General features: G+C 58.8%; 28 protein-coding genes. 10 read left to right on the top strand and 18 right to left on the bottom strand.

The genetic code is table 11. The features are described from left to right. Positions 1-193: 193 nt before the first annotated feature. Both HD598_RS03045 and HD598_RS03050 read right to left on the bottom strand, forming a co-directional pair. On the bottom strand, positions 194-568 hold the full coding sequence (locus HD598_RS03045) for a HesB/IscA family protein (RefSeq protein WP_183663725.1): 375 nt from the start codon (positions 566-568) through the stop codon (positions 194-196). 164 nt (positions 569-732) lie between these two features. Beyond that, positions 733-2,157: a dipeptidase gene (locus tag HD598_RS03050; protein WP_183663727.1), complete on the bottom strand. Its 1,425-nt coding sequence runs from the start codon at positions 2,155-2,157 to the stop codon at positions 733-735. Between the two features lie 36 nt (positions 2,158-2,193). Between HD598_RS03050 and HD598_RS03055 the strand changes: the two genes are divergently transcribed. Further along, positions 2,194-2,781 carry a DUF3043 domain-containing protein gene (locus HD598_RS03055; RefSeq protein WP_071893577.1) on the top strand — a complete coding sequence of 196 codons (588 nt, stop codon included), beginning with the start codon at positions 2,194-2,196 and terminating at the stop codon, positions 2,779-2,781. Positions 2,782-2,931: 150 nt separating this feature from the next. Continuing rightward, on the top strand, positions 2,932-3,177 hold the full coding sequence (locus tag HD598_RS03060; RefSeq protein ID WP_183663729.1) for a hypothetical protein: 246 nt from the start codon (positions 2,932-2,934) through the stop codon (positions 3,175-3,177). Here the strand turns inward: HD598_RS03060 and HD598_RS03065 are convergent. Next, positions 3,174-4,262: a quinone-dependent dihydroorotate dehydrogenase gene (locus tag HD598_RS03065; RefSeq protein ID WP_183663731.1), complete on the bottom strand. Its 1,089-nt coding sequence runs from the start codon at positions 4,260-4,262 to the stop codon at positions 3,174-3,176. The two genes, HD598_RS03060 and HD598_RS03065, sit on opposite strands and share 4 nt — an antisense overlap. Before the next feature lie 132 nt (positions 4,263-4,394). Between HD598_RS03065 and HD598_RS03070 the strand changes: the two genes are divergently transcribed. Further along, positions 4,395-5,471, top strand: a complete 1,077-nt coding sequence (locus tag HD598_RS03070) for an alpha/beta hydrolase (protein ID WP_183663733.1) — start codon at positions 4,395-4,397, stop codon at positions 5,469-5,471. Here HD598_RS03070 and HD598_RS03075 read toward each other — a convergent pair. From HD598_RS03075 to HD598_RS03105, 7 genes are all read right to left on the bottom strand, one after another. Further along, positions 5,440-6,243, bottom strand: a complete 804-nt coding sequence (locus tag HD598_RS03075) for an isoprenyl transferase (protein WP_311538931.1) — start codon at positions 6,241-6,243, stop codon at positions 5,440-5,442. The genes HD598_RS03070 and HD598_RS03075 overlap by 32 nt on opposite strands. Beyond that, positions 6,240-7,001 carry a DNA repair protein RecO gene (recO, locus tag HD598_RS03080; RefSeq protein ID WP_183663735.1) on the bottom strand — a complete coding sequence of 254 codons (762 nt, stop codon included), beginning with the start codon at positions 6,999-7,001 and terminating at the stop codon, positions 6,240-6,242. Before recO ends, HD598_RS03075 begins: the two co-directional genes overlap by 4 nt. Before the next feature lie 42 nt (positions 7,002-7,043). Beyond that, positions 7,044-8,792, bottom strand: a complete 1,749-nt coding sequence (leuA, locus tag HD598_RS03085) for a 2-isopropylmalate synthase (protein ID WP_183663737.1) — start codon at positions 8,790-8,792, stop codon at positions 7,044-7,046. A 213-nt stretch (positions 8,793-9,005) separates the two neighbouring features. Beyond that, on the bottom strand, positions 9,006-9,956 hold the full coding sequence (gene era / locus HD598_RS03090) for a GTPase Era (protein ID WP_183663739.1): 951 nt from the start codon (positions 9,954-9,956) through the stop codon (positions 9,006-9,008). Then, positions 9,953-11,299 carry a hemolysin family protein gene (locus tag HD598_RS03095; RefSeq protein WP_183663741.1) on the bottom strand — a complete coding sequence of 449 codons (1,347 nt, stop codon included), beginning with the start codon at positions 11,297-11,299 and terminating at the stop codon, positions 9,953-9,955. The genes era and HD598_RS03095 overlap by 4 nt, the downstream gene beginning before the upstream one ends. Then, complete coding sequence (gene ybeY / locus HD598_RS03100) at positions 11,296-11,769, bottom strand: rRNA maturation RNase YbeY (RefSeq protein ID WP_071893569.1); 474 nt, start codon at positions 11,767-11,769, stop codon at positions 11,296-11,298. Before ybeY ends, HD598_RS03095 begins: the two co-directional genes overlap by 4 nt. Further along, positions 11,759-12,862: a PhoH family protein gene (locus tag HD598_RS03105; protein ID WP_183663743.1), complete on the bottom strand. Its 1,104-nt coding sequence runs from the start codon at positions 12,860-12,862 to the stop codon at positions 11,759-11,761. Before HD598_RS03105 ends, ybeY begins: the two co-directional genes overlap by 11 nt. A 253-nt stretch (positions 12,863-13,115) precedes the next feature. Here HD598_RS03105 and HD598_RS03110 point away from each other — a divergent pair, with 253 nt between their 5' ends. Next, on the top strand, positions 13,116-14,054 hold the full coding sequence (locus HD598_RS03110; RefSeq protein ID WP_183663745.1) for a GerMN domain-containing protein: 939 nt from the start codon (positions 13,116-13,118) through the stop codon (positions 14,052-14,054). A 47-nt stretch (positions 14,055-14,101) separates the two neighbouring features. Here HD598_RS03110 and HD598_RS03115 read toward each other — a convergent pair whose 3' ends face one another. From HD598_RS03115 to hrcA, 3 genes are read right to left on the bottom strand one after another with little or no spacing between them, the layout of a single operon-like run. After that, positions 14,102-14,893 (bottom strand): 16S rRNA (uracil(1498)-N(3))-methyltransferase, encoded by a 792-nt coding sequence (locus HD598_RS03115; RefSeq protein WP_183663747.1) that lies wholly within the window; start codon positions 14,891-14,893, stop codon positions 14,102-14,104. A gap of 58 nt (positions 14,894-14,951) precedes the next feature. After that, the gene (gene dnaJ / locus HD598_RS03120) at positions 14,952-16,076 is read right to left on the bottom strand and encodes a molecular chaperone DnaJ (RefSeq protein WP_183663749.1); all 1,125 of its coding nucleotides are present in this window, start codon (positions 16,074-16,076) and stop codon (positions 14,952-14,954) included. 37 nt (positions 16,077-16,113) lie between these two features. Further along, complete coding sequence (gene hrcA / locus HD598_RS03125; protein WP_183663751.1) at positions 16,114-17,163, bottom strand: heat-inducible transcriptional repressor HrcA; 1,050 nt, start codon at positions 17,161-17,163, stop codon at positions 16,114-16,116. Between the two features lie 106 nt (positions 17,164-17,269). Here hrcA and HD598_RS03130 point away from each other — a divergent pair, with 106 nt between their 5' ends. Next, positions 17,270-18,121 (top strand): DUF3097 domain-containing protein, encoded by an 852-nt coding sequence (locus HD598_RS03130; RefSeq protein WP_183663753.1) that lies wholly within the window; start codon positions 17,270-17,272, stop codon positions 18,119-18,121. On the opposite strand, the gene HD598_RS03135 is transcribed toward HD598_RS03130, so the two are convergent. Further along, positions 18,118-18,531: an arsenate reductase ArsC gene (locus tag HD598_RS03135; protein ID WP_183663756.1), complete on the bottom strand. Its 414-nt coding sequence runs from the start codon at positions 18,529-18,531 to the stop codon at positions 18,118-18,120. The two genes, HD598_RS03130 and HD598_RS03135, sit on opposite strands and share 4 nt — an antisense overlap. Next, positions 18,528-19,619, bottom strand: coding sequence for an ACR3 family arsenite efflux transporter (gene arsB / locus HD598_RS03140; protein ID WP_183663758.1), 1,092 nt, complete (start codon positions 19,617-19,619; stop codon positions 18,528-18,530). Before arsB ends, HD598_RS03135 begins: the two co-directional genes overlap by 4 nt. 115 nt (positions 19,620-19,734) lie before the next feature. On the opposite strand from arsB, the gene HD598_RS03145 reads away from it, so the two are divergent. From HD598_RS03145 to HD598_RS03160, 4 genes are all read left to right on the top strand, one after another. Next, positions 19,735-20,121 carry an ArsR/SmtB family transcription factor gene (locus HD598_RS03145; RefSeq protein WP_084636945.1) on the top strand — a complete coding sequence of 129 codons (387 nt, stop codon included), beginning with the start codon at positions 19,735-19,737 and terminating at the stop codon, positions 20,119-20,121. Between the two features lie 215 nt (positions 20,122-20,336). Next, positions 20,337-20,549 carry a hypothetical protein gene (locus HD598_RS13700; RefSeq protein WP_311539060.1) on the top strand — a complete coding sequence of 71 codons (213 nt, stop codon included), beginning with the start codon at positions 20,337-20,339 and terminating at the stop codon, positions 20,547-20,549. A 43-nt stretch (positions 20,550-20,592) separates the two neighbouring features. Then, entirely contained in the window at positions 20,593-21,399 is an 807-nt protein-coding gene (locus HD598_RS03155) for an NAD(P)/FAD-dependent oxidoreductase (RefSeq protein WP_157103195.1), read from the top strand. Further along, entirely contained in the window at positions 21,314-21,817 is a 504-nt protein-coding gene (locus HD598_RS03160) for a recombinase family protein (RefSeq protein ID WP_311538932.1), read from the top strand. The genes HD598_RS03155 and HD598_RS03160 overlap by 86 nt, the downstream gene beginning before the upstream one ends. Before the next feature lie 330 nt (positions 21,818-22,147). Here HD598_RS03160 and HD598_RS03165 read toward each other — a convergent pair whose 3' ends face one another. Together HD598_RS03165 and HD598_RS03170 are read right to left on the bottom strand one after the other, a co-directional pair. Continuing rightward, on the bottom strand, positions 22,148-22,549 hold the full coding sequence (locus tag HD598_RS03165) for an aquaporin (protein ID WP_183663760.1): 402 nt from the start codon (positions 22,547-22,549) through the stop codon (positions 22,148-22,150). Beyond that, positions 22,546-22,890, bottom strand: a complete 345-nt coding sequence (locus HD598_RS03170) for an ArsR/SmtB family transcription factor (RefSeq protein WP_409366169.1) — start codon at positions 22,888-22,890, stop codon at positions 22,546-22,548. The genes HD598_RS03165 and HD598_RS03170 overlap by 4 nt, the downstream gene beginning before the upstream one ends. 245 nt (positions 22,891-23,135) lie before the next feature. On the opposite strand from HD598_RS03170, the gene HD598_RS03175 reads away from it, so the two are divergent. Then, complete coding sequence (locus HD598_RS03175) at positions 23,136-23,591, top strand: DUF4870 domain-containing protein (RefSeq protein ID WP_183663762.1); 456 nt, start codon at positions 23,136-23,138, stop codon at positions 23,589-23,591. Here the strand turns inward: HD598_RS03175 and hemW are convergent. Then, a complete protein-coding gene (gene hemW, locus HD598_RS03180) occupies positions 23,588-24,829 on the bottom strand; it encodes a radical SAM family heme chaperone HemW (RefSeq protein ID WP_183663763.1) in 1,242 nt (413 codons plus the stop codon). The genes HD598_RS03175 and hemW overlap by 4 nt on opposite strands. Between the last annotated feature and the right edge of the window lies 1 nt (position 24,830).

A 24,830-nucleotide genomic window follows, 5' to 3' on the forward strand; every position in this document is an offset into this window, starting at 1 on the left:
TGCGGCGGTGGCGATGGTGGATTCTCGAGTCCGTGGGAACTTTCCCACTCCCTGGCTCGTTAGAAGTACCAGCGCATCATTGTTCTTCTACTACTCCCTGTAGAGCTTACCCTCTTCTGTGCCCAGAAAAAGGAAAACAACGCTCCGGCGCGTGTAAATGACATGCCGGAGCGAAGTTCCAAGTCAGCTCTGCTTAGTGGAAGGAGTCTCCACAGGCGCAAGAACCTGCAGCATTGGGATTATCGATCGTGAATCCCTGCTTGCTGATGGTGTCCTCGAAATCAATGGACGAGCCGCTCAAGTACGGAACGCTCATCTTGTCCACGATGACCTCAACGCCATCGAAATCACGCACGGAATCGCCATCCAACACGCGCTCATCAAAGTAGAGCTCGTAGATCAGGCCGGAACAACCGCCTGGCTGAACGGCAACGCGCAAGCGAAGATCCGTACGTCCTTCTTGCTCCAGTAGGCTGCGAACCTTGCCCGCAGCTACATCAGAGAGCAACACTTCGTGCGTTGGCATCTCCTCAGCAGAAGCCTGTACATCGTTAGTGACAGTACTCATATTTCATCAACTCGCTTTCTCACGGCCCGGATGGTGATGGACCGCATCTATTGATCAATCTTACGTCTGCAAGGGCTAAGTTGCCGCACCAAACCTTCGCATAATGTTCAACGGCTTAGTCTGCAAACTTCTTCCCGAGCATGTGCGGTAGGTACTGCACCCTTTTACTCAGGAGATGAGGCGCCTAATCCACCAGCTGCTAGTCGAGCCAAAAGTAGCGCTTCGGCAGTAATGGCCTTCTCGAATTCGGGTAGGTGTAATGATTCGTTGGCGCTGTGTGCTCGAGAATCCGGATCCTCGACGCCCGTGATCAAGATATGCGCCGAGGGGTACAGCTCCTTAAGATCGGCAATAAACGGAATACTTCCGCCGATGCCCGTATTGACCGGATCGGTGCCCCAAGCATCCCGCAAGGATTCGTTCATGAGGCGAGCTGCGGCGTCGTGCTCTGCATCCTGTAAATAAGCGCTGCCCGCTTCCGTCACCGTGAAACGAACCTCAGCTCCCTGCAAATCCAAGCCTTCAATGTGGGTGCGCAAGGTCTCCCCCGCGGCCACGGGATCCTGGCCCGGTGCCAAGCGCACGCTGAGCTTGCCGCGTACCTGTGGAATCAGTGCGTTTGCCGAATTGGCGACGCTGACCATGTCCAAGCCGATGAGCGAAATTGCCGGTCGGTTCCACAAACGGTCCGTGATCTTTCCCGATCCCGCCAAGCGGTAGCCCTCCACTACGGACGAATCTGAGCGGAACTGCTCTTCGTCATATTCCACCGTTGCAGTGTCTCTTTGTTCCAAGCCGGCCACTGCAACATTTCCGTCGGCGTCATGTAATGAAGCGACCAATCGTGCCGCGAGAATCGGGGCATCCAGAATCGGACCACCAAACATTCCGGAGTGCACGGCGTGATCCAATGCGCGGATCTCGAACTCGGCGCCCAGCATGCCGCGCAACGAGGTAGTCAGTGCGGGAGTGCCCACGGACCAGTTCGCGGAGTCTGCCACCACAATTACGTCGGCGGCAAGATCCTCACGGTGCGCTTCGAGAAAATTCCGGAACGACGGCGAACCCGCCTCTTCCTCCCCCTCAATGAACAAGGTGATGCCCAGACCGTGATCGGGAGTGGACTCCTCGAGCGCCCGGATGGCGGACCAGTGGGCCATCACGCCAGCCTTGTCATCCGCGGCACCGCGGCCGTACAGGCGGTCCCCGCGCTGCTCAGGTTCGAACGGTTCCGAGTCCCACAGCTCACGATCGCCTGGAGGCTGCACATCGTGGTGAGCGTAGAGCAGGATGGTGGGCTTTCCCGGGGCCGCCGGCTTCTTTGCCAGCACCGCCGGGGAACCTTCGGTGCCATCGGGCTTGGGAGCCGTTGCGATGCGGACATCGTTAAAACCGAGTTCCCTCGCGAGTTCGGCGACCGCCTCAGCACTGCGACGCACATGAATCGGGTCAAACGAATCCCACGCTACAGACGGAATCCGGGCGAGGTTCTTGAGATGTTCAACGCTGGTAGAGAAGTTCTTCGAGACAATCTGACGGATCGCGTCAACGTCTACGGCATCTTGAGATGGGATTGAGTGTGTTGCCATTTCTTCACTCTATCCACTGACCGGTAGGATTGTGGGGTGTTTGGACGCAAGAATAAAGAGACCGAGACCCCTGTAACCACTGAGCCGGAAGTCACCGACCGTGACCCGCAGGCTGGGAAGGGGGCACCGACGCCGAAGCGATCGGTGCAGCAGGCTCAAAACAAGCGTCCGCTGGTGCCGAGCGATCGTAAGCTCAGCAAGGAACAGAAGATCAAAGAACGCGAAGAGCGTCAGCGTCAGTTCCGCCTTGCGAATGAGACCGCCGATGAGCGTTACCTCTTGCCGAAGGATCGTGGGGAGCAAAAGCGCTTCGCCCGTGCCTTTGTAGACGCCCGTTACATGTTCTCTGAATACCTGATGTTCGTCCTGTTGGCCTTCATTATTGTTGCGCTCCTCATTCAGGACATCAGCGTGCAGTCCTACATCACGCTGGCCATGTGGGCAGTTCTGCTCATCACCGTGGTGGACACTCTCATCATGACCCGCAAGCTTAAGAAGCGCCTTCTGGAGAAGTTCGGCACCGTGGAGCGAGGCGTGCTCTGGTACGCGGCGACTCGTGGCATGCAGTTCCGCAAGCTTCGTCTGCCGAAGCCGCAGGTTGCGCGCGGCGAGCACCCACAGTAAGCGCACTTCAGTCAGTTTTTAGCTGGGCCGGTACCGCATCATGTATGCAGTACCGGCCCAGTTTTTTTGTGTGAACTACTTCCCCAGTTCTAAGTGTCAGGGGGTGCTCATAGTCTTCTTGTGTGTAAACATCTACAGGAGGTTATAGGTATGACGACGATGAGTTCGAGGCTTACATGGGGCCAGGTTGTTCAGAACTGGGAGTCCCTTCGCAAGCAAGGAGGCCTTGGTAAGGATGGAACCTTCTTGGGCCACTCGCTCGAGGAAGCCCGTCAGCGGAATCCCAAGCAGGGTGTATACGAACAGACCTACCTCCGCGAACGCCGGCGCCGCGTGGATCGTCTCGCCGAACCTCCGGAAGCCGAGGCAAGCTCGCCGACTACTGAGGGAAGCTAGCTGCGAGCTAGACGCCCGGCGCGCTGCGCCTTCTTCAGCCCCGCATTGATGCGCCATGCCCAGAATGGACCCTCGTAGAGGAACGCGGTGTAGGCCTGAACAAGGTCTGCACCGGCGTTCAAACGATCGATCACGTCTTCAGCATCGGTGACTCCGCCCACGGAGATGATGGCGATACTGTCTGGAAGCAGTGCACGAAGCTGCTGGAGGACCTGCATGGAGCGGTCTTTGAGCGGTGCGCCGGACAAGCCGCCGGCGCCCATCGACTCGACGGCATCGCTGCTCGTGGAGAGACCTTCGCGCGAAATGGTGGTGTTGGTGGCGATAATGCCATCGAGCTTGAGCTCGATTGCCAGCGCCGCAACCTCTGCGATGTCTTCGTCCGCGAGGTCGGGTGCGATTTTTACCAGCAGGGGTACACGGCGCTGGGCTTTTGCTTCAGACTCATCGCGGACCGCTTCAAGGATGGGACGGAGACTCTCCACGGACTGCAAGAGACGAAGACCCGGAGTGTTCGGGGAGGAAACATTGACCACCATGTAGTCGGCAAGTGGTGCCAAGGTCGCCGCGCTGGTCCGGTAATCGGATACAGCGTCCTCGAGTTCCACAACCTTGCTTTTGCCAATGTTGATGCCCAAGATGGGGCGAGTGCGGCCGAAGCGGCGTGACAGATGTGTAAGAGATTCGCGGATGCGCGGTGCAACGGCTGCTGCACCGGGATTATTGAAGCCCATACGGTTGATGAGCGCTTTGTCCTCAACAAGGCGGAAGAGGCGCGGTTGAGAGTTACCGGGTTGCGCGATTGCGGTCACGGTACCCACTTCAATGTGGCCGAAACCAAGGTCGCAAAGCGCTGTGGTTCCGTGTCCTTCCTTGTCAAAGCCCGCTGCGAGGCCGAACGGTGAGGGGAAGGTCAAGCCCATGACGGTGCGTTCCAGGGACTGATCGGGTGCGGTCATGCGGCGAAGTACTGCGGAGGCGCCCGTTTTTTCTGCGAGTCGCACCATGGAAAATCCCACGTGGTGAGCCTTTTCAGGTTCCATACCGGAAAAGAAGACTTTAAAGAACGTGGGATAAAAGCGCATGCGAAGTATTCTTCCAGCGTCACGCAGACCTCACCAAATAACTGGCGAGGGTCCGCTGAGGTTTCGACGCTCTCGTCCGTGGCCTGACCTGCTCCGCTGCGGCAATCCCCCGCTTTTCAGTAGGCTCTGTTCATGACCGTGCCACCAGTTGATCAGCAGCACACCTCGCGTGACGGCGTCCCCTTCGGCGAGTTCGCGGAGGACACCGTTGACGGTGAGTGGCGGCCGGATATTCTGGGCGACGGTTTTGAGTACACGACGCTACATTTTGAGGACGACGACGAAGGCCCGGTTTCGGCGACCCTCGTACGGTTTCGCCCGGATTCTGGTGGAGGGACGGTTAGTACGACGACGCAGGGTCGCGTTCGCGCTGTCCTGTATTTACACGGGTGGAGCGATTACTTCTACCACCGTCGACTTGCCGAGTACTGGCACGAACAAGGTGTTCACTTCTTTGCACTGGATCTTCGAAGATTTGGCAGAAGCCTTCGCAAGTGGACCACGCCAGGATTCATTACTGACCTGACTGAATACGATGAGGATCTCACCACAGCGATAGGCCGGATCCACGATGACCTTAAAGCACTGCTCGGCGATGAAGCCGATGTTGAGTTGGTCGGGATGGCACATTCCACGGGTGGACTGGTGATGTCTCTATTTGCCGCACGCCATCCAGAAACTTTCGCGGCGTTGATCTTGAATTCACCGTGGCTTGAGTTCTACGGTTCCACTCCCCTACGCAACACCGTGGGATCACTCTTGACACCTCTGGCGAGGCGCAATCCACGCCAGCTGGTCAAGCTGCCAGAGGTTGATCACTATTGGCGCTCACTGAGCCGGGAAGCCGACGGCGAATGGGATCTGCACCCGGTATGGCGGCCTCGTCTGGCCTTCCCTATCCGCGCAGGCTGGCTGCTGGCCATCTTGAACGGACACGCTCAGGTCAGCAAAGGGCTGAACATTCAGACGCCAATTCTGGCACTGTATTCCGAACGCTCGAAGCTAGGACTGAGCTTCGTCCCCGAAATGATGGCCGCCGATTCCGTACTCGACGTCGACGTGAACCTCAAACGGGTATTGAGCTTAGGCAGCAACGTGACAGTAGTTCGAATTGCGGACGGAATGCACGACCTTTTGAGTTCGTCTTCTGACGTGCGCGAAGGTGCGTACGCGGCGATTACGCGCTGGTCTCAGGGGTACTTGCGCTAGCCTGATCGATCGCGCCACCGTATCGGCGGTCGCGTTGCGCGTAGAGTTCCACTGCTTCCCACAGAGTCCGGCGATCAACGTCAGGCCAGAGCTTATCCATGAACACCATCTCCGCGTACGCTGATTGCCACAGCAGGAAGTTCGATGTGCGCTGCTCGCCAGAGGTGCGTAAGAACAGGTCAACATCGGGTAGCTCAGGCGCGTAAAGGTATTTATTGAGCGTGCGCTCTGTGATGCCGTGGGGTGAGAGCTTCCCACGCTGGACATCCTCGGCAAGCTTGGCAATACCATCGGCGATCTCAGCGCGACCCCCATAGTTTACGCACATGGTCAGCTGTGTTCCGGTGTTCTGTGCGGTCAGCTTTTCAGCGGCCTGCAGTTCTTTGATAACACTGGACCACAAGCGAGGTTTGCGACCCGCCCACCGAATGCGGACACCCCAAGAGTTCAGAGTGTCGCGTTGCCGGCGAAGAACATCTCGAGAGAATCCCATGAGGAAGCGGACTTCTTCGGGGCTGCGCTTCCAGTTCTCCGTTGAAAATGCGTAGACGGAAACATACTTGATACCCAGCTCAACGGCGCCCGCCATGACATCCAGCAAAGCGGCTTCGCCCGCCCGGTGTCCTTCGGTGCGGGGCAATCCACGCTGATTGGCCCATCGACCGTTGCCATCCATCACGATTGCGACGTGTTCTGGGATAAACCGCGGGTCCATCGCGGGCGCCGTTGCTCCCGAAGGGTGCGGATAGGGAGCCTGGTACGTGCCGCTCACTCGGTAATCCTTTCAATATGTCGCATGGACGTCAGGCCACGCTCAAGGTGCCATTGTACGAAAGCGGTAACAATTCCGGAGGCAGCACGCTGATCAGCGGGATCCGCGATGTCTATAGCTTCCCAGTTCCCACTCAAAAGAGCCGCCAACAGAGAGACAGTCGATGGCCCTGGCGAGAGCGAACCTGAAGGCCGGCAATCAACACACACGCTTCCGCCGCCAACAACATTTACGGAAGCATGAGGTCCAGGTTTTCCGCACTTCGCGCATTCTTCGAAGTTGGGTGCCCAGCCTTCGGCGGCGAGAGCGCGCAATAAGTAGGAATCCAGGACGCGCGTCGGGTTATGTCCGCCGCGTGCCAAGGTGGCCAGTGCCCCATGGAATAGCCGGTACTGTACGGCCGATGATTCGTCGTCAGCTTGGGTCAAGCGCTCCGCGGTTTCGGCCATGACATTTGCCGTGGTGAACAGTGTGTAATCCGTTGCAATGTACTGACCGTAGGGACGCTTGAGCTCCGCCTGAGTGACAATATCCAGAGTTCGGCCTTGGACAATTTGCGCGTCCACGTACATGAACGGTTCTAAAGTTGCACCGAGTTTAGAGGTGGTACGACGAACGCCCTTCGCGACCGCTCGAACCTGCCCACGATCGGGAGTGAGCATCACAATGATGCGGTCTGCTTCGCCTAGCTTGTAGGTGCGAAGCACTATCCCGTGGGTTCGGTAGGAGCGTGCCGCGAAGGACGCGTGTCGTGACATATATCTTCAGTATCCGCGCGTTATGCGCGGTACCCTCACTCGCTATGCGGCCGGCGTAGATTCGCGCAAGGCGCGGTTGACGGCCGAGATCACTGCGTTCAGCGATGCGGTTCCGGTGTTGGCGTCAATGCCGATACCCCAGAGGACTCGTTCGCCAACGGCTGCTTCAATGTAGGCGGCGGCTTGAGCCGTACCGCCCTCGCTCAAAGCGTGTTCGGAGTAATCCAGGACGCGGATGTCGATGCCTTCAGCCGTGAGGATGTTGACGAAAGCGCTGATGGGACCGTTGCCGCTAGCGGTACGGATCCGCTCTTCACCATCAACGAAGAGCTTGACAGTCAGCTCAAATTCGCCGTTCTCACCCGTGTCGGTGCGGACACCGCCGAGCTGGAACTTGCCCCACTTCTTGTCTGCATCATCGGACGGCAAGTACTCGTCCTTGAAGATCGTCCAGAGTTGTGCGCCGGAAATTTCGCCGCCCTCGGTGTCCGCACGTCGTTGCACAACGCCAGAGAACTCCATCTGTGCGCGACGAGGCAAATCCAACTGGTGATCGTTCTTGAGCAAGTACGCAACGCCACCCTTACCGGACTGGCTATTCACACGGATGACCGCTTCGTAGCTACGCCCAATGTCCTTGGGATCCACCGGCAAGTACGGGACTGCCCAAGGGATTTCGTCGACCGTCTTGCCGGCCGCCGCAGCGTCGCGCTCCATGTGCTCGAAGCCCTTCTTGATGGCATCCTGGTGCGAGCCGGAGAAAGCGGTGAACACCAAGTCGCCACCGTAGGGTGAACGCTCGGGAACGCGCAGCTGGTTGCAGTATTCGGCGGTGCGACGGATTTCGTCCATGTCGGAGAAGTCCAACTCTGGATCGATGCCCTGGCTAAACATGTTCATGCCGAGGGTTACCAAGTCGACGTTTCCAGTGCGCTCACCGTTGCCGAAAAGGCAGCCTTCAATGCGGTCGGCGCCGGCCATGTAGCCGAGTTCCGCTGCCGCGACGCCGGTTCCACGGTCGTTATGTGGGTGCAGCGAGATGATGATGGAATCGCGGTTGGCGATGTTGCGGTGAACCCACTCGATGGAGTCGGCGTACACGTTTGGGGTTGCCATCTCAACGGTTGCCGGCAAATTCAGGATCATTGGACGCTCAGGTGTTACCCCAAACTCGTTAGCCACAGCGTTCGCAACGCGCACGGCGTACTCCAGCTCTGTTCCTGTGAAGGATTCCGGCGAGTATTCGTAGGTGATCTTCGTGTCACCGGCCAGTTCTTCTTCGTACTTCTTGCACAAGCGCGCACCCGAGGCGGCGATGTCCAAGATGCCGTCCTGATCCTCACCGAAAACCACGCGGCGCTGGAGGATGGAGGTGGAGTTGTACAGGTGAACAATGGCTTGCTTTGAACCCTGAATCGCTTCGTACGTGCGTTCAATGAGGTGTTCGCGTGCTTGAGTCAGCACCTGAATGGTCACATCGTCGGGGATACGATCCTGCTCAATGAGCTGACGAACAAAGTCAAAATCGGTCTGTGAAGCGGACGGGAATCCCACTTCGATTTCTTTGAATCCCATGCGGACCAAGAGGTCAAACATCTTGTGCTTGCGCTCTGGGCTCATTGGTTCGATCAGCGCTTGGTTGCCGTCGCGAAGGTCAACTGCACACCAGCGTGGTGCCTTCGTGATGACTTTGTCTGGCCAGGTGCGGTCAGGAAGTGCGGTGACGATTTGGTCTTGGAACGGCACATACTTGTGGATGGGCATTCCGGAGGGCTTCTGGAAATTCTGCATTGCTTAGCCTTCTGTGTAAGAGAAATTTCGGTCGCTATGAGCGATGGCCGGGGACGCAAACTCCGCAGCGGGGATCGGCCAGAGCGCCTGCGCTCTTTAGGCCCCGCCGCGGCGGCTAAGTAGTAGCAATCCCGAAAGCATGTTTCGACCCTAGCACTCCCCTAGCCCCACTTCGCGACTTGTTAACGACCGAGTGTCGTAATTACTGGTGGCTTAGAAGCCGAGTCGTCCCAGCTGTTTGGGGTCTCGCTGCCATTCCTTCGCGACCTTCACGTGCAGGTCAAGGTAGATTTTGGTCCCCAACAGGGTTTCGATCTCCTTGCGAGCCTTGGTGCCGACGTCTCGAAGTCGCGTTCCACCCTTGCCAATGACGATCGCCTTTTGGCTTGGCCGTTCGACGTAGAGATTGACGTGAATATCCACCATCGGATTATCGGCGGGACGGTCTTCGCGAGGGATCATTTCCTCAACCACAACAGCCAACGAGTGCGGCAGTTCATCGCGGACACCCTCGAGTGCGGCCTCGCGAATGAGCTCGGAAATCATTTTCATTTCCGGCTCGTCCGTCAGTTCCCCGTCTGGGTACAACGGCGGTGAAACTGGCATGAGCTGTGCCAGGACCTTAGCGACCTCTTCGACTTGGTAGCCGTCCTTAGCAGATACCGGTACGACGGCGGCAAACCCCTTGGGTGCCAAGAGTTCCTCTCCCAGCTTGGTGACGGCGAGCAATTGCTCGGCCAGTTGCGCTGGGTTGACGAGGTCCGTCTTGGTGACGAGGGCAATGATGGGCGTACGAGGGGGTAGTCCACCGAGCTTTTGGGCGATGAACTTGTCGCCAGGGCCAATCTTTTCGTTGGCTGGGAGGCAGAAGCCCACGGCGTCCACTTCACCCAAGGTTTCCGCAACGAGGTCGTTGAGTCGCTGACCTAGAAGCGTGCGGGGGCGGTGTAGTCCCGGGGTGTCAACGAGGATCAGCTGAGAATCCTCGCGGTGCACGATTCCGCGAATGGTGTGACGCGTGGTCTGCGGCTTATTGGAGGTAATGGCCACCTTTTGTCCCACCATTGCATTGGTGAGCGTGGACTTTCCGGCGTTGGGACGTCCTACGAAGGAGGTGAATCCGGCACGGAAGTTTTCCGGCGTGGTTTCAGTGGTGTTACTCATGAGGCTTGCTCGCTTTCGAGGTGGTGAATGTCTGCAGAATCGCGTCGTCCGCTGGAACCGTGAGAACCGTGAGATTCTTCGTCCTCTTCGGTGTCTTCGGGTTCAAACCAGGTCAGAAGGAAACCGATTCTGTTGCGGCGCCCCTCGAGAGTTTCTGCGTGGAGATGGATTCCTTCGACGGAAACCTCCGAACCCACGATGGGCACGCGGCCCAAGTACTTGGCTAGAAGGCCACCGGCGGTATCTACTTCGTCGTCTTCAAGATCCTTGTTGAAGAGTTCGCCAAGGTCGTCGAGTGGTGTGCGGGCGCTGATTCGGAACACGCCGGGACGTACTTCTTCAACGTCTGGCCGGGAGCGATCGTACTCGTCGTCGATCTCGCCGACGATTTCCTCAATCAAGTCTTCGAGGGTGACCAGGCCGGCAGTTCCGCCGTACTCGTCAATCACAATCGCCACGTGGGTGGACTCGATCTGCAGTTCTTTCAACAGTTCTGCCACAGACTTGGATTCGGGAACGTAGCGGACGTCTCGAGCGATGTCATCGACGGTGGAATCTGGATCTGACTTGAAGTGCAGTTCTCGTGCGATGTCCTTCAAGTACACGATGCCCACGATGTGGTCGCTGGTTTCTTGAATCACGGGAATTCTGGAGCAGCCGGATTTCAAGCACAAAGTCATGCAGTCGGCGAGCGATGTTCCCGAATCAACGGTGACCATGTCTGTGCGCGGAACCATGACGGAACGCACCCGGGTGTCTCCGAGGTCGAAGACGGAATGGATGAATTCTGCCTCAACGTCTTCAATCATGTCCGCTTCGTTAGCGCGGTCCACCATGTCTCGGAAGTGTTCTTCGGAGAAGAAGGCTTCGTCGCCGCTGGTCTCGCCCGGAGACAACTTATTGCCGACAGCCACAAGCCATTGCGGAATTGGACCTAGGACCATGCGCAAGAGTCGGATGAGCGGGGCGGTGCCTGCTACGAAGGAGGAAGCACGGTTGCGTCCCAAGCGGCGAGGAGAAACTCCCACCACCACGAACGCCATGAGTGACATGGTCAGGGTGGCCGCTAACCCGGCGATCCACAAGTTCTCAATCAGGAACGTGAACAGCATGGCTACGGCGACGGCGGTTGCCATCTCAAACCACAAGCGCCACAAGCGAAGAGCGTTGGTGTGCGGGACGGGATCGTCCAGGATGGCACGCAGAGCGCTCTTGGGTTTGTGTGCCAAGAGCTGCTCGGCTTCTTGCCGACTCAGGTAGAAGAAAGCTGCCTCAACAGCGGACAGGAGGCCAGCGATCGCAAGAAACGCAAGAGCTCCGATCGCAAGGGTGGCAGGAATCATTGAATGGTCTCCTTGGGAGCAGGGCGACCCAGGAACTTCTCCAAAAGCTCGCGCTGCAGCGAGAACATTTCCTCGCGGTCATCTGGTTCATCGTGGTCAAAGCCAAGGAGGTGCAAGAGCCCGTGGGTGGTTAGCAAGAGCACTTCGTCCAAATAGGAGTGCCCACCCGCCTTCGCCTGATCCTGTGCCACCATCGGGCAGATCACAATGTCACCGAGCATGCCGGCGCTACTGGGCTTTCCGGGGGTGCCGGGAGTAAGTTCATCCATCGGAAAGGACATGACGTCCGTGGCGCCTTCGAGGTCCATCCACTCCACGTGCAATCGTGAGCTGGCTTCCTCATCCACCAGCGTGATGCCTACTTCAGCTTCCGGGTGAACCCACAGGCTGTCGAGAACGTGACGGGCTAGCTTACGAACCTCATCGAGGTCCGTGGCGATCGAGGTTTCGTTGCTGATTTCAATGGACATTCTTTTTTCCGATCTTCCGGTGACCCGAGCGCGGCTCCGAACTTTGTTCGTCCGTCCACTTCTCGTACGCACTCACAATCTGGGACACCAACCGGTGTCGTACTACGTCTGAGGATTCCAAATACTGGAAGGAGATGTCATCCACACCGTCAAGAATCTCGGTGACGGCGCGCAAGCCGGAACGCGTATTGCCTGGCAGATCCACCTGAGTGATGTCGCCGGTGATGACCATCTTGGCGCCAAAGCCCAAACGCGTCAGGAACATTTTGATCTGCTCTGGGGTGGTGTTTTGGGCCTCATCGAGGATGATGAACGCATCGTTGAGCGTACGTCCTCGCATGTAGGCAAGGGGTGCCACTTCGATGGTTCCCGCAGCTAGGAGCCTCGGGATGGTTTCACCGTCCACCATGTCGTGCAAAGCGTCGTAGAGCGGACGCAAATACGGGTCGATCTTGTCCGTGAGCGTGCCTGGCAGGAAGCCCAGCTTCTCGCCGGCTTCTACAGCGGGACGCGTCAGAATGATGCGGGAAACTTCCTTAGCCTGCAGAGCCTGAACTGCCTTCGCCATTGCCAAGTAGGTCTTACCTGTACCTGCCGGACCAATACCAAAAATGATGGTGTTGTTGTCTATCGCGTCCACGTAGCGCTGTTGGTTCACCGTCTTTGGACGGATGCTGCGCCCCTTGCTGGTGAGAATGTTCAGACCAAAGGACTGTGGCGGAAGTGCCCGGAAACCGCTAGAAGACGGCGCAACCCCAGCTGCGGCGTCGTGCTTTCCTCGTGAAGACGTCACCGCGGGCGCGCCTACCTTTGTCGAGTGATGACGCACCAATTCCTCGATGACTTCAAGGGTCACCGTGGTGCCGAGCCGCGCCAACTGACGCGCATCTTCAAGGACGTTTTTGACACCGTTGGCCTCTTCTTTGGGGCCACGGACGGTCAAATCTTGGTCAACTGGAGTGACACTCACGGACGGAAAAACACCAGAGAGGACCCGCAGGAGCTCATCTTGAGCACCCAAGGCCGCAACCATTTCCTGGGTCGTTTCGAAAGGAACGCTGAAGCTCACTGAATTTTCGAGCTCATCTGCCATGCGGGCTGGACACCTATCTTCCCTATTTCTGCGAATGAATCCGCGCTTTTTGATTCTAGTTCACGCGCCCACTTCCCACCCGGAAGGCAGCAAGAACCTCGCTCACAGCGCAGTCCCTTTCATACTGAAAGGTCAAGAATTGATTACGGAATGGGCAATATTGTAAATAACAATGTTATGGATAATTGTTCGTGTGTAGCCTGTTTGACGCGCATCCCCCGCGCTTTTTGCCGTTAATGAGGATTAGTACTTGATGAATTTGTCGAAAGGACGTGCTCGCGCTGCCATTGCAGTCGCGGCCGTAGCCGGTGTAGTGGCGATTGCTGCTGTGGGCTGTTCGACCGATGAAAGTCCCATCATTCCTGCGCAGTCAACGATGCCTGCCCAGAGCGAAGCGTCCTCGTCGGCCTCTGTTCCGGTCGCTTCTGAATCGCGACTCGAGACGCTCGGCGCTAATCAGCTCTCCCCCACCTATTGGTTGGGCGAGAACGCGGAAAACGTGTACTTGTATCGCGAGTTCTCCTCGGTGCCGGATCAAGGCGATCCGGTAGTGACCAGCGTTAAGTACATGCTTGAGGGAACGCCCAAGGATCCGAACTACTTCAATGTGTGGTCCCCTGCTGAGCGCATCGGCGCAACTATCACAGCTGAGAACGAGATCACGGTAGACATCTCCTCCGATGCCTTCGACCGTTCCGTTGACAAGGGCTTGGCCGAACGCAGCATCCAGCAATTGGTGTACACCGCTACCGCTGCGGCCGCGAATTCCGGGTTGCTGACCGGAAAGCAGGATCCCACCGTGTCAATCGCGGTCGATGGCCGCACAGGCTACAAAGCGTGGGGTTTCGTCACGCTGGACAAGCCAATGACGCGAAATAGTGCTCTCCGCGCGCCGTTGTGGGTCATTGATCCGGCCGAGGGTTCCACTTACGGCGAGAAACTCAAAGTCTTCGGCCTGACATCGCGCTTCACGGGTGGCTCCTTCTACGAGGTATTGCGCGTAGAAAACGGCCAAACGGGCGACGTCGTGGCAGACGGAACAATCTCACAGGCGAATAAGCTCCCCACGGATTCAGAATTCCGCCTTGAGTTGGACCTCGAGCCTGGCACCTACCAATTGGTGGTGTGGGGTCAGAATGAAGGCTCTAGCGAACGCGTTGCGGTGGACACCAAGTCCTTCGCGATGAGCTAACGATTCGCTGTCCCCTTGGGGCGTCCCACTCTGACAGGAGCGGAAGGCTACAGCTCCCCGGTGAGATGACGCACCAGCACCATGGCCGCCGGCCCCGCGCTAGAACTGCGCAGCACGTTGCGGCCCAAAAGCGCAGGAACGGCTCCTGCTTGCGTGAATTTCTCAATTTCTTGCGGGCTGATGCCGCCTTCAGGGCCAACAATCAGTACGACGGCGCCGCTTGCGTCCTCAAGTCCGCCTTGCGCGGTTCTCTGGTTGAGATAAGCAGAGACCACGTGAGCTAGCGCGTTGTTTTCGGCCTCGTGCAGGATGACCACGAGCGAGCCATCTGCCGTCCATTCGCCGATGCGCCGTTTCAGCTGCGTGGACGTGATGGCCGTTTCTACGCTGGGCCGGAAGCTACGGCGTGATTGTTTCGTGGCAGACAGGATCAGCGATTCCCACTTGGCGAGTGCTTTTGCCGCGCGATCGGCCGGCCACTTGACGATGCTGCGCTCCGACTGCCATGGAACAACGTGGCTGACATCGAGCTCAACGGCGGACTCCACCGCTTGAAGATCCCGGTCTCCCTTGGCGAGGGCTTGCACCAGAGTGACGGGGAAACGCGGAGCGGCCTCAGTGTGGAGCTGGAGGGCTTTCAGGGACAGGCCAGACTTGCTGGTTGCCGTCACCTCGGTGACAGCTCGGTGACCTTCGCCGTCGACGAGATCAACCTGCTCACCTACCGCGATGCGTTTTACGTTGGACGCGTGATGACCCTCGGGGCCGCCGAGCTCCAGCTCGTCACCGGCAACAACTGCAGCCAAGGACGAACCGTACCAAAATGCTTGATTGCTCATGCGACCCCTTCGGCGTCTTTCAGCGTCAACGTGAACTGCGGTGTGAACTGCGGCGGCTTTAGCGCGAGTTCAAGTGATCCTTGAGGCGCGAGAAGAAGCCTCCACGGTTCTCCACGCGGCCCTCAGCGAACTCTTCGCCGCGCAGTGCGGCGAGCTTTTCGAGGAGCTCGCGCTGTTCATCGTCGAGCTTGGTAGGAGTCTCGACGTTGATGTGAACCACGATGTTTCCGCGTCCCGAGCCACGCAAACGAGGCACACCAAGATCTGGCAAGCGGACCGTGTGGCCCGTCTGCGTACCTGGATCCACGGTGACGTCCTTCGAGCCATCGAAGGTGTCCAACTTGACGGTGGTACCGAGCGAAGCAGCGGTCATTGGCAGCGTGACTTCGGCGTGAAGATCGTTTCCTTCACGCTCGAAGACGGCGTGGCGCTTGACGTCGATTTCCACGTACAGGTCACCGGCAGGTCCGCCGCCGGGGCCCACTTCGCCTTGGCTGTCCAAGCGGATACGCGTGCCCGTGCTGACGCCTGCTGGAATCTTGAGCTGCTTGGTGACGCGCTCACGGATGCGGCCCTGGCCCTGGCACTCGCGGCACGGGCTAGGAATGATGGTGCCGTGTCCGCGGCAAGCGGAGCAGGTTTCGAGGGTCATCATCTGTCCCAAGAAAGAACGAACCGGGCGTTGAACCTGACCGCGGCCGCGGCAAATGGTGCAGGTTTCCGGCTGCGTGCCGGCTTCACAGCACGAGCCATCGCAGACCGGGCAGGTGACGGCGGTTTCAATGTCCAAGGGGTAAACCGTGCCCTGCACGGCGTCCTTGAGCTCGATGGTTGCCGTGATGAGTGCATCGCGTCCGCGGCTGGTGCGTGGGATGGGACCCTGACCTGCGCCGGACGCGGCACCGAAGAACTGCTCAAAGATGTCGCCGAAACCGAAGTCGCCAGCGCCGCCGCCGAAGCCTTGAGACGTGCCGTTCTCGTTACCCGTCTGATCGTAGATGTTGCGCTTATCCGGATCGGAGAGCACTTCATACGCGCGCGTGACGAGCTTGAACTCTTCAGCAGCCTCCGCGCCCGGGTTGATATCCGGGTGGAGCTTACGGGCGAGCTTGCGGTATGCCTTCTTGATTTCTTCCGCGGTGGCGTCCTGGGAGACGCCCAATACCTCGTAGTGGGTTGCCATGTGGTGGCAGTTTCCTTTCTAGCGATTCAGCTAGGTGCTAGCTGGCCAAAATTCGTGACAAGTACCGGGCTACCGCTCTCACGGCGGCCATACTTGCGGGGTAATCCATGCGCGTCGGGCCAAGGACGCCGAGCTTCGCGAGCTGCCCGGGTCCGTAGGAGGACGCCACGAGGGAAGCTTCGGAAAGTCCTCCGTAGGAATTCTCGTGTCCAATGGACACCGCGATTCCGTGCGCGTCTTGCTCTAGTTCTGACAACAACCGCAAGAGGACAACTTGTTCCTCAAGGGTGTCCAAGATCGGTGTGATGGTCTGCTGGAAGTCGCTTGTGGAGCGGGCCAGGTTTCCAGTACCGGCTACCAAATAGCGCGAGCTGTTGCCCTGATTCGCCATGACTTCGAGTCCGGCGGCAACCAGCTCGCCAAGCTCTCGCAGTGGGAACGGCAGCGTGGTGACGCCGACGCGAGCCTCGGCTCCCACGACCATCATCGGCTCGCCCTGAATGGTGCTCAGGATGGCCGTGCGTACTTCGCTCAACACCTCGTCCGTGGTGCTCGGTGGAACCACAATGACGCGCTGCTCCACCTTGCCGGTGGAAGAAATGAGCACGATCAATGCTTGAGTGGCACCCAACGAAACGAGCTCGAGATGCCGAACAGCGTCGTCGTCCACTATGGGAACCTGCAAAACCGCAACCTGCTGCGTAATCTGAGCCAGCATGCGAACCGTGCGGTCCAGGATTTCGTCAACATCCTCAGCGCCCTCGAGCATGACCTGGAAGGCACGTCGCTCCGCCGCCGAGAGCGGGCGAACTTCCTCAATCATGTCCACGAAATGGCGGTAGCCCTTTTCCGTGGGAATGCGGCCGGCCGACGTGTGTGGTGCAACGATGAAGCCCTCGTCCTCAAGCGCCGCCATGTCATTACGAATGGTGGCAGCAGAGACGTCCAAGAGATGACGTTCCACGAGAGCCTTAGAGCCCACTGGCTCACGGGTCTGCACGAAATCCTCAACGATCGCCCGGAGAACTTCGAGGCGACGAGGTTCCGTTTTGGACGTATCTCGTCGGCTAGCTTTGAACTGATCCATGCGGCACCTCCCTCTAGTGCTCATACTTTTAGCACTCGACACGATCAAGTGCTAAGTCTAATACTTTTTGAGGCATTGCTAGCATCAAAGGCCGGAGAGGAGAGATGTGGACTACAGCTCATGGGGACCGCAAGCAATTGGTAAGCCGGTTCGGAAATTATTGCGAGAAGTGCCTGCCGCGCAAGGCATGGTCATCGAGGACGTCGAGACCGGCTTTGTGGGTGAAATTATGCGGATTGAGAAATCCGGCGGCATGTTGGTGCTCCACTTGGAGGGCCGCGGCGGAAAGACCCGTTCCTTCAAGGCCGGTTACGGCTTCCTTCTGGACGGCGAACCCGTCCGCATCATTGCTCCCGTGAAAACGACGACGCTGCCTCCCGTCACGCGCTCTGCCTCCGGATCCGTAGTGGTCCAGGGATTGAAAGCGCGCACCGCACGTGCCAGCCGCATCTTGGTTGAAGGTAAGCACGACGCCGAGCTGGTGGAGAAGGTGTGGGGCCACGACCTTCGCGTGGAAGGCATTGTGGTGGAACCGCTCCACGGCGTCGACGACTTGGCTGCGGTGATCGCTGACTTCGCGCCCAGCCCACAGCGTCGCTTGGGAATCCTTGTAGACCACTTGGTCATGGGCACCAAGGAGCAGAAGATCGCCGAGCGCGCCATGAAAGTTCCCGGCGCGGCCGGCAATGTCCTGATTGTGGGTCACCCGTACGTAGACGTGTGGCAGGCGGTCAAGCCCAGCGCTCTGGGAATTCCCGCCTGGCCAGTTGCCCCCCGCGGCCAAGACTGGAAGACCGGAATCGTCACCGCGTTTGGCTGGCCAGCTTCCACGCCCGAAGATCTGGGCCTGGCTTGGCGGCGAATTCTGTCTCGCGTCACCAACTACGCCGACATTGAACCCGCCTTGCTGGGTCGCGTCGAGGAGATTATCGACTTCCTGACGGAAGTGGATAACTAGCGAGTTGGTAGAAGTTCGCTGATCAGCGTCTCGATGCGCGCGCGAATTTCGTCACGGATGGGGCGCACGGAATCGACGCCCTTGCCTGCTGGATCTTCCAGTTTCCAGTCCTCGTAGCGCTTGCCCGGGAAGATGGGGCACGTATCGCCGCAGCCCATGGTGATGACCACGTCTGATTCCTTGACGGCTTCGGTGGTGAGGATCTTGGGGATTTCGTTGGACATGTCGATGCCGACCTCGTTCATCGCAGCGACGGCAGCCGGGTTCACGGTGTTAGCTGGCTGCGAGCCGGCGGAGCGGACCTCGATCTGCCCGTTGGAGAGGTTGCTCAGGAAGGCCGCTGCCATTTGGGAGCGTCCGGCGTTGTGGACGCAGACGAAGAGGACGGAGGGCTTAGCGGTGGTGTTCATGCGTTGACCTTTGCGGTGTTGAAGGAAGCGAAGAACTTGCGAGACCAGAGGGCGACGTAGACCAGTGCTACAAGCACCGGGACCTCGATGAGCGGTCCGACGACTCCGGCTAGGGCCTGGCCGCTGGTGACGCCGAAGGTGGCGATGGCGACGGCGATGGCCAGTTCGAAGTTGTTGCCCGCCGCAGTGAACGCCAAGGTAGTGGTCCGTGCGTAGCCCATGCCCAGGGAGCGGCCAATGAGCATTGACGCGCCGAACACCACCGCGAAGTAGACCAGCAGCGGCAGCGCGATGCGTGCGACGTCCAGCGGCTTAGCGATGATCGCATCACCCTGCAGGGCGAAGAGAACGACAATGGTGAACAGCAGCCCGTAGAGGGCCCAAGGGCCAATTTTGGGGAGGAACTTGTCCTCGTACCATTCCCTGCCCTTGGCCTTTTCGCCGAAGGTACGGGTAAGGAACCCTGCGATGAGTGGGATGCCTAGGAACACTAGGACCGAGAGCGTGATGGACCAGACGGAGAACTCGGCACTGGTAGTCGGTAGACCCAACCATGTGGGCAGCACCTGGAGGTAGAACCAACCCAGCGCGCCGAAGGCGAGAACCTGGAAGACGGAGTTGATGGCCACCAGCACGGCGGCGGCCTCGCGGTCCCCGCAGGCCAGATCGTTCCAGATGAAGACCATCGCGATGCAGCGGGCCAGTCCGACGATGATCAACCCGGTGCGGTATTCGGGAAGATCGGCCAGGAAGGTCCAGGCTAGGACGAACATGAATGCCGGAGCGAGGGCCCAGTTGATCACCAGGGAGGTGATCATCAGTTTCTTATCGCTCAGCACGCGCCCGGTCTCGTTGTAGCGAACCTTGGCCATGACCGGGTAGATCATCACCAGCAGGCCCAGGGCGATCGGCAGGGAGACTCCGGCGACCTTGATGGAGTCTAGGGCGTGGCCCAGATCTGGGATGAGTCGTCCTAGTCCGAGCCCGAGGGCCATGGCCGCCAGAATCCAGATGACCAGGTAGCGATCCAAAGTGGATAGCTTGGCGGTGATGTGCCCCGTGTCTGCGGGTGCGGGGGTGTGTGTCACGGCAAATTATCTCCAAAACTAGACATCGACGAACCTCGATGTATCGAGTATTGTTGCATATATCGACGATTGTCAATATTTCTTACGGGGACCTAAGGAAAGTGAGGCGAGGTATATGTCCACACCCGTTGCCACCCCAACCCGTCAGGAAACCCCCGCGGTTTCCGAGCAGGAAATCGAAGCTCCGTGCTGCGTTCCCACACACGGCGAGGATTCCTTGCTTGCGATCGAGGCCGAGGCCCTGGCCGCACGCTTCAAGGCGCTCTCCGATCCGAACCGTCTACGCATCCTCTCGATCGTTTCCTCATCCCCGACGGCCGAAACCTGCGTCTGCGATTTGTCCGAGCCGCTAAACCTCGGCCAGCCCACCGTCTCGCACCACTTAAAAATCATGGTCGAAGCCGGATTGCTAAACCGCGAAAAGCGCGGAGTCTGGGCCTACTACTCTCTAGTTCCCGGCGCCCTGGATTCCCTGGCCGCAACCCTAATCCCGAAGGCCTAACCCATGAGCACCATTTCACCAGCAGCCCGTCCTGCCGTCCTGTTCGTCTGAGTGAAGAACGGCGGCAAGTCCCAAATGGCCGCCGGACTGATGAAGCCGGAAGCGACATCACCGTAACCTCGGCCGGGACCCAACTAGGAAAAGCCCTCAACGCTCTTTCTGCTGAGGTCCTGGCGGATCTGGGTATCGACCTCAGCGCCGAAAACACCAAGCTGTTGACCGAGGAGAACATGCGCGCCGCCGGACTCGTCGTCGTACTAGGCACCGAGGCCAGCGTTCCCGACCTGGGCGGCGTCCAGATCGAAGTATGGGAGACCGATGAGCCCTGCCTACGCGGCATCGAGGGACGCGAACGCATGGAACTGGTTCGCGATGACATCCACACCCGCGTCAATGAGCTCAAGCACCGCCTCCTCGCCTCGCACTAAATCCTTCACTCATCGATTCGTACCTGTTTTGAAAGGCTTCCCCATGAGCCCTGGTACCTCCGAGTTCATCCGCAACGTCATCATCATCGGCTCCGGCCCCGCCGGATACACCGCCGCAATTTACACCGCCCGCGCGGATCTGGCCCCGCTAGTCATTGCTGTTTCGGTCACCGCCGGCGGAGAACTCATGAACACCACTGAGGTGGAGAACTTCCCCGGCTTCACCGAGGGCATCATGGGCCCGGATCTGATGGAGAACATGCAGAAGCAGGTCGAACGCTTCGGCGCCGAAATTCTCTTTGACGACGTCACTCACGTCGATTTGGCCGGTGACATCAAAAAGGTCACGGCAGGCAACGGCACCACCTATCTGGCACACACCGTCATCCTTTCCAAGGGTTTGGTCTATCGCACCTTAGGCGTACCGAACGAAAAGCGACTGACCGGCCACGGCGTATCCTCCTGCGCAACCTGCAACGGATTCTTCTTCCCCGGACAAGAGATTGCCGTGATCGGCCGCGGCGACTCCGCCCTGGAAGAAGCGCTCTTCCTGACCAAATTCGCTTGCAAGGTCACCGTCGTGTACCGCCGCGAGAGCCTGCGCGCTTCGAAGACCATGGCCGACCGGGCACTGGCTCACCCGAAGATCGAGTTCATCTGGAACAGCGCCGTCACCGACCTTGAAGGCGAAGAGAAGACCACCGGCCTGCAACTGGAAAACCTACTCACCGGAAAACCAGCAACGGTTGTGCGACAGTTGATCAGTGGCAACTCAGCATTTCAATCTCATCGGTTACGCCAGTGTTTCTACCAATGGGCAGGACTCCCAGCTCCAACGGGATGCCCTTGAGGCTGCCGGCTGCGGCCGAGTCTTCGAAGATACAATCTCCAGTCGCGCCACCGCCCGCCCGGGACTCGTTGAAGCACTTGACCATCTCCGGCCGACGGACACCCTATGCGTGTGGAAATTGGACCGGCTCGGCCGGTCGGTGAAGGAAGTGCTCACCATCGCCGATGGCCTCCACGTCCAGGGGGTAGGCCTGCTTATTCTCACCGGAACACTGACGGGAACCTACAGCCCAACAGTAGAAGGGAAATTCTTCTTCATCATGATGGCAGCGCTCGCCGAACTCGAGCGCGACATAATCCGTGAACGCACCATGGCCGGTCTCGCCGCCGCCTGTGCCCAGGGTCGCACCCGCGGCCTGACCACCGTCGGGGATGCCGATACCCTCGCAGCCGCCCGGGCCAGGCGCGCCCTCGGCTAAAGTCCCACCCGAATCGTCAAGGCCTTGGGGGTCTCCCGGGCATCTATTTATCGTCACCTGTCCACCGGCCATGCCTGAAGCATGCCGCACCAAAAGATTCTATGGCGCCAACCACTGTTCTGCTACCGGTCAGACCCCTATCGGGCCACGCGGAAGTTGGAGCGATTCCGGCGTAGGTGTCCGTGAAGATTCGCGCGAACGTCGCGGCTGGTTTGGCGAAACTCATGGATAACGTGAACGAATACCCGGCGGCGATGTAACCACTCACGGCCACGGAGACATATCTCGCGTTGTCACTCTTGATCGTCAACAAGATGATCAGCAAGAGCCCTATCGTCGCAATGACTTTGGAAATCCAAAGATGCCCGCCGAAGCGATCATTCGTGGAAATGGTGAACGCTGGCTTTTCAAACATGATGTGGGTGAGCAACGTGCCGGTGACGCACCCGTCATTTGCGCACCCATGAGGGCGAACATGAGCTTGGTGTCCAAATGTCCCAGGAAACGGTTGACCAAGGTCACTACGGGATTGAAGCTGGCCGAAATTCCTTGGAATGCGATGATCAAGGCAACCAGAATGGCACCCGTGGCGATGCTGTTTTCGAGGAGCGCTAGTCCGTCATCTGTGGTGGATAGCTTCGAGGCATAGATGCCCGAGCCGATCACGCCCATCACGAGGAAAGCGGTCCCGAGGAACTCTGCGACGACACGCTGAAGGCCTGTAGGTGTCACGCTCTTGCCGCCAACTTTGCAGGGGCAGCTGCACGACGGTTCGATATCGGTTCGGCAGGCTGACTTGGCCAAAGGAAGTCGGCCAGCTTGACGAGCGCGTCGTTGTTAGCGCGGTAGTAGACCCAGACACCACGCTTATCGCGAGTGACTAGACCAGCGTCGGCAAGAATCTTCAAGTGACGGCTGATGGTGGGTTGCGAAAGCTCGAAGGACTCGTTCAAGTCGCACACGCAGGCTTCTTGGTTTTCGTGGGCTGCAATGATGGACAGGAGCCGGACGCGGCAAGGATCGCTCAATGCCTTAAAGGTGTTTGCGAGTTCTGCGGATGCTAAGTCATCCACGGCGGCCCCAACCATTTGGCTCGAACAGCTGGATTTAGCTTCAGATTGAAGTGCCGTAACAAGTTTCACTCGTAGATATTCACATTTCTGCATGTCCTATTCCAAAAGGCCGCGGCATTGTGTCGTCGTGCTTTCCGTCGGCAGTTGAGGCAAAGATGCGCCTGGTTTCCGCGAGCCATGCGGTTATTGCAGTGTTGGCAGGTTAAGATAGGCGAGAATTCATCGGCACCTGCCGAGTATTTTTGATGCATGAAAACACTTTCAAGGAGTCAACAACGGTGAACGGCGGGATACACAACGGTGGTGTTAATTCAGGGAACTCTCCAGAGGATCCCCGCTTTGAAGCATCCGCTCAGCAGCCCCAACCGTTGACTCCTAGCGAAGACCGTCAGTGGGCAACCATTGCGCACTTTGGTGCGATCCTGGGATGCATTCCTTCTGGAATCATTCACTATGTTTTCCGCGAACGTGGACCGTTCACGGCGCAAGAATCTAAGGAAGCCTTCAACTTCACGCTTCCCCCCACCATTCTCGCGATCGTCGCCAACTTGCTCTCGATGATCCCGTTCGTTGGTGGGTTCTTCGCCGTCATCGCCGTGTTGCTGTGGTTGTTCTTGACCATCAACGGTGTGATCGCGGGTATCGAAGTGAACAAGGGACGGCCGTACCGTTACCGCTTCAACCTTCGACTGATTGACTAAAAGTCCGCGAGGGTACGTACAACACCGTCCGCAAGCAAGCGGCCCTTGAGCGTCAGCACCAAGCGCTTTTCGCCTTGTGCGCCTAACGCCGGTCCGGGCTCTACTAAGCCATCGGCAATCAAGCCGGCCACGCGTCGTCGTGCATCATCGCGAAGCACGCTCAACGGAAGCCCCTCGGAAATCCGAACCCGAAGCATGAGATCTTCCAGGTACCGTGCATCCTCGTCCGGAGTTTCCCGGGCGGCCGCAGGTGAGACTCCCCCATCGATGCGCGTTTGGTACGCGCTCGGGTGCTTGACGTTCCAAAAGCGCGTTCCACCGATGTGCGAATGCGCGCCAGGGCCGGCACCCCACCAATCGTTTCCACGCCAGTACGCGAGGTTGTGTTCGCTGCGATCCTCCGGAGTGCGAGACCAGTTGGAGACCTCGTACCAGGAGTAACCGGCAGCGGCGAGCATCGAGTCGGCAAGCTCATACTTCTCGGCGTGATCATCCTCGTCCACGGGAGGAACCTCACCGCGCCGCATTTGGGCAGCAAGCTTGGTTCCGGGCTCAACAATGAGCGAGTACGCAGAAATGTGGTCCGGCTGATAGCTCAGCGCCGTCTCCAGGCTGGTCTTCCAATCCTCAAGGGACTCCCCGGGGGTGCCATAAATCAGATCGACGCTCACGCTCAAGCCCAGATCCCTGGCAGCCTGCACCATGATGCCCACGTTCTCGGGACGGTGCGTCCTATCCAGAACCTTGAGTACATGCGGCACGGCGGACTGCATACCGAACGAAATTCGCGTGAAACCCGCGTCCCGGAGAACCTTCAGCGATTCGGGGGTCACCGAGTCCGGGTTCGCCTCAGTGGTGACTTCCGCGTTAGGGGCCAAGCCCCACACTTCTTTCGCGGTTGCGAGCACGCGCGCAAGATCCTCGGCCGGCAGCAACGTGGGAGTGCCGCCGCCAAAGAACACCGTGGAGAGCTGGCGTGATTCTATGCCGGACTCCTGCAGCGCCTGCCCCGCGAAGACCAGCTCCTGGCTCACCGTGGAGGCATACGTTGTTTGCGATGCTCCCCCGCCGAGCTCGTGCGCGGTATAGGTGTTGAAGTCGCAATACCCGCAGCGCACAGCGCAAAAAGGGATGTGGACGTAGAGCGAGAAATCGCGGCCCGCAGAACGGCCCGCCGTTCCTTCGGGGAGCCGACCGTCAGCTGGCGCCGGATCCCCGTCAGGAAGAGTTGACGGCATG

Source organism: Neomicrococcus aestuarii, from assembly GCF_014201135.1.
Taxonomy (GTDB): domain Bacteria; phylum Actinomycetota; class Actinomycetes; order Actinomycetales; family Micrococcaceae; genus Neomicrococcus; species Neomicrococcus aestuarii.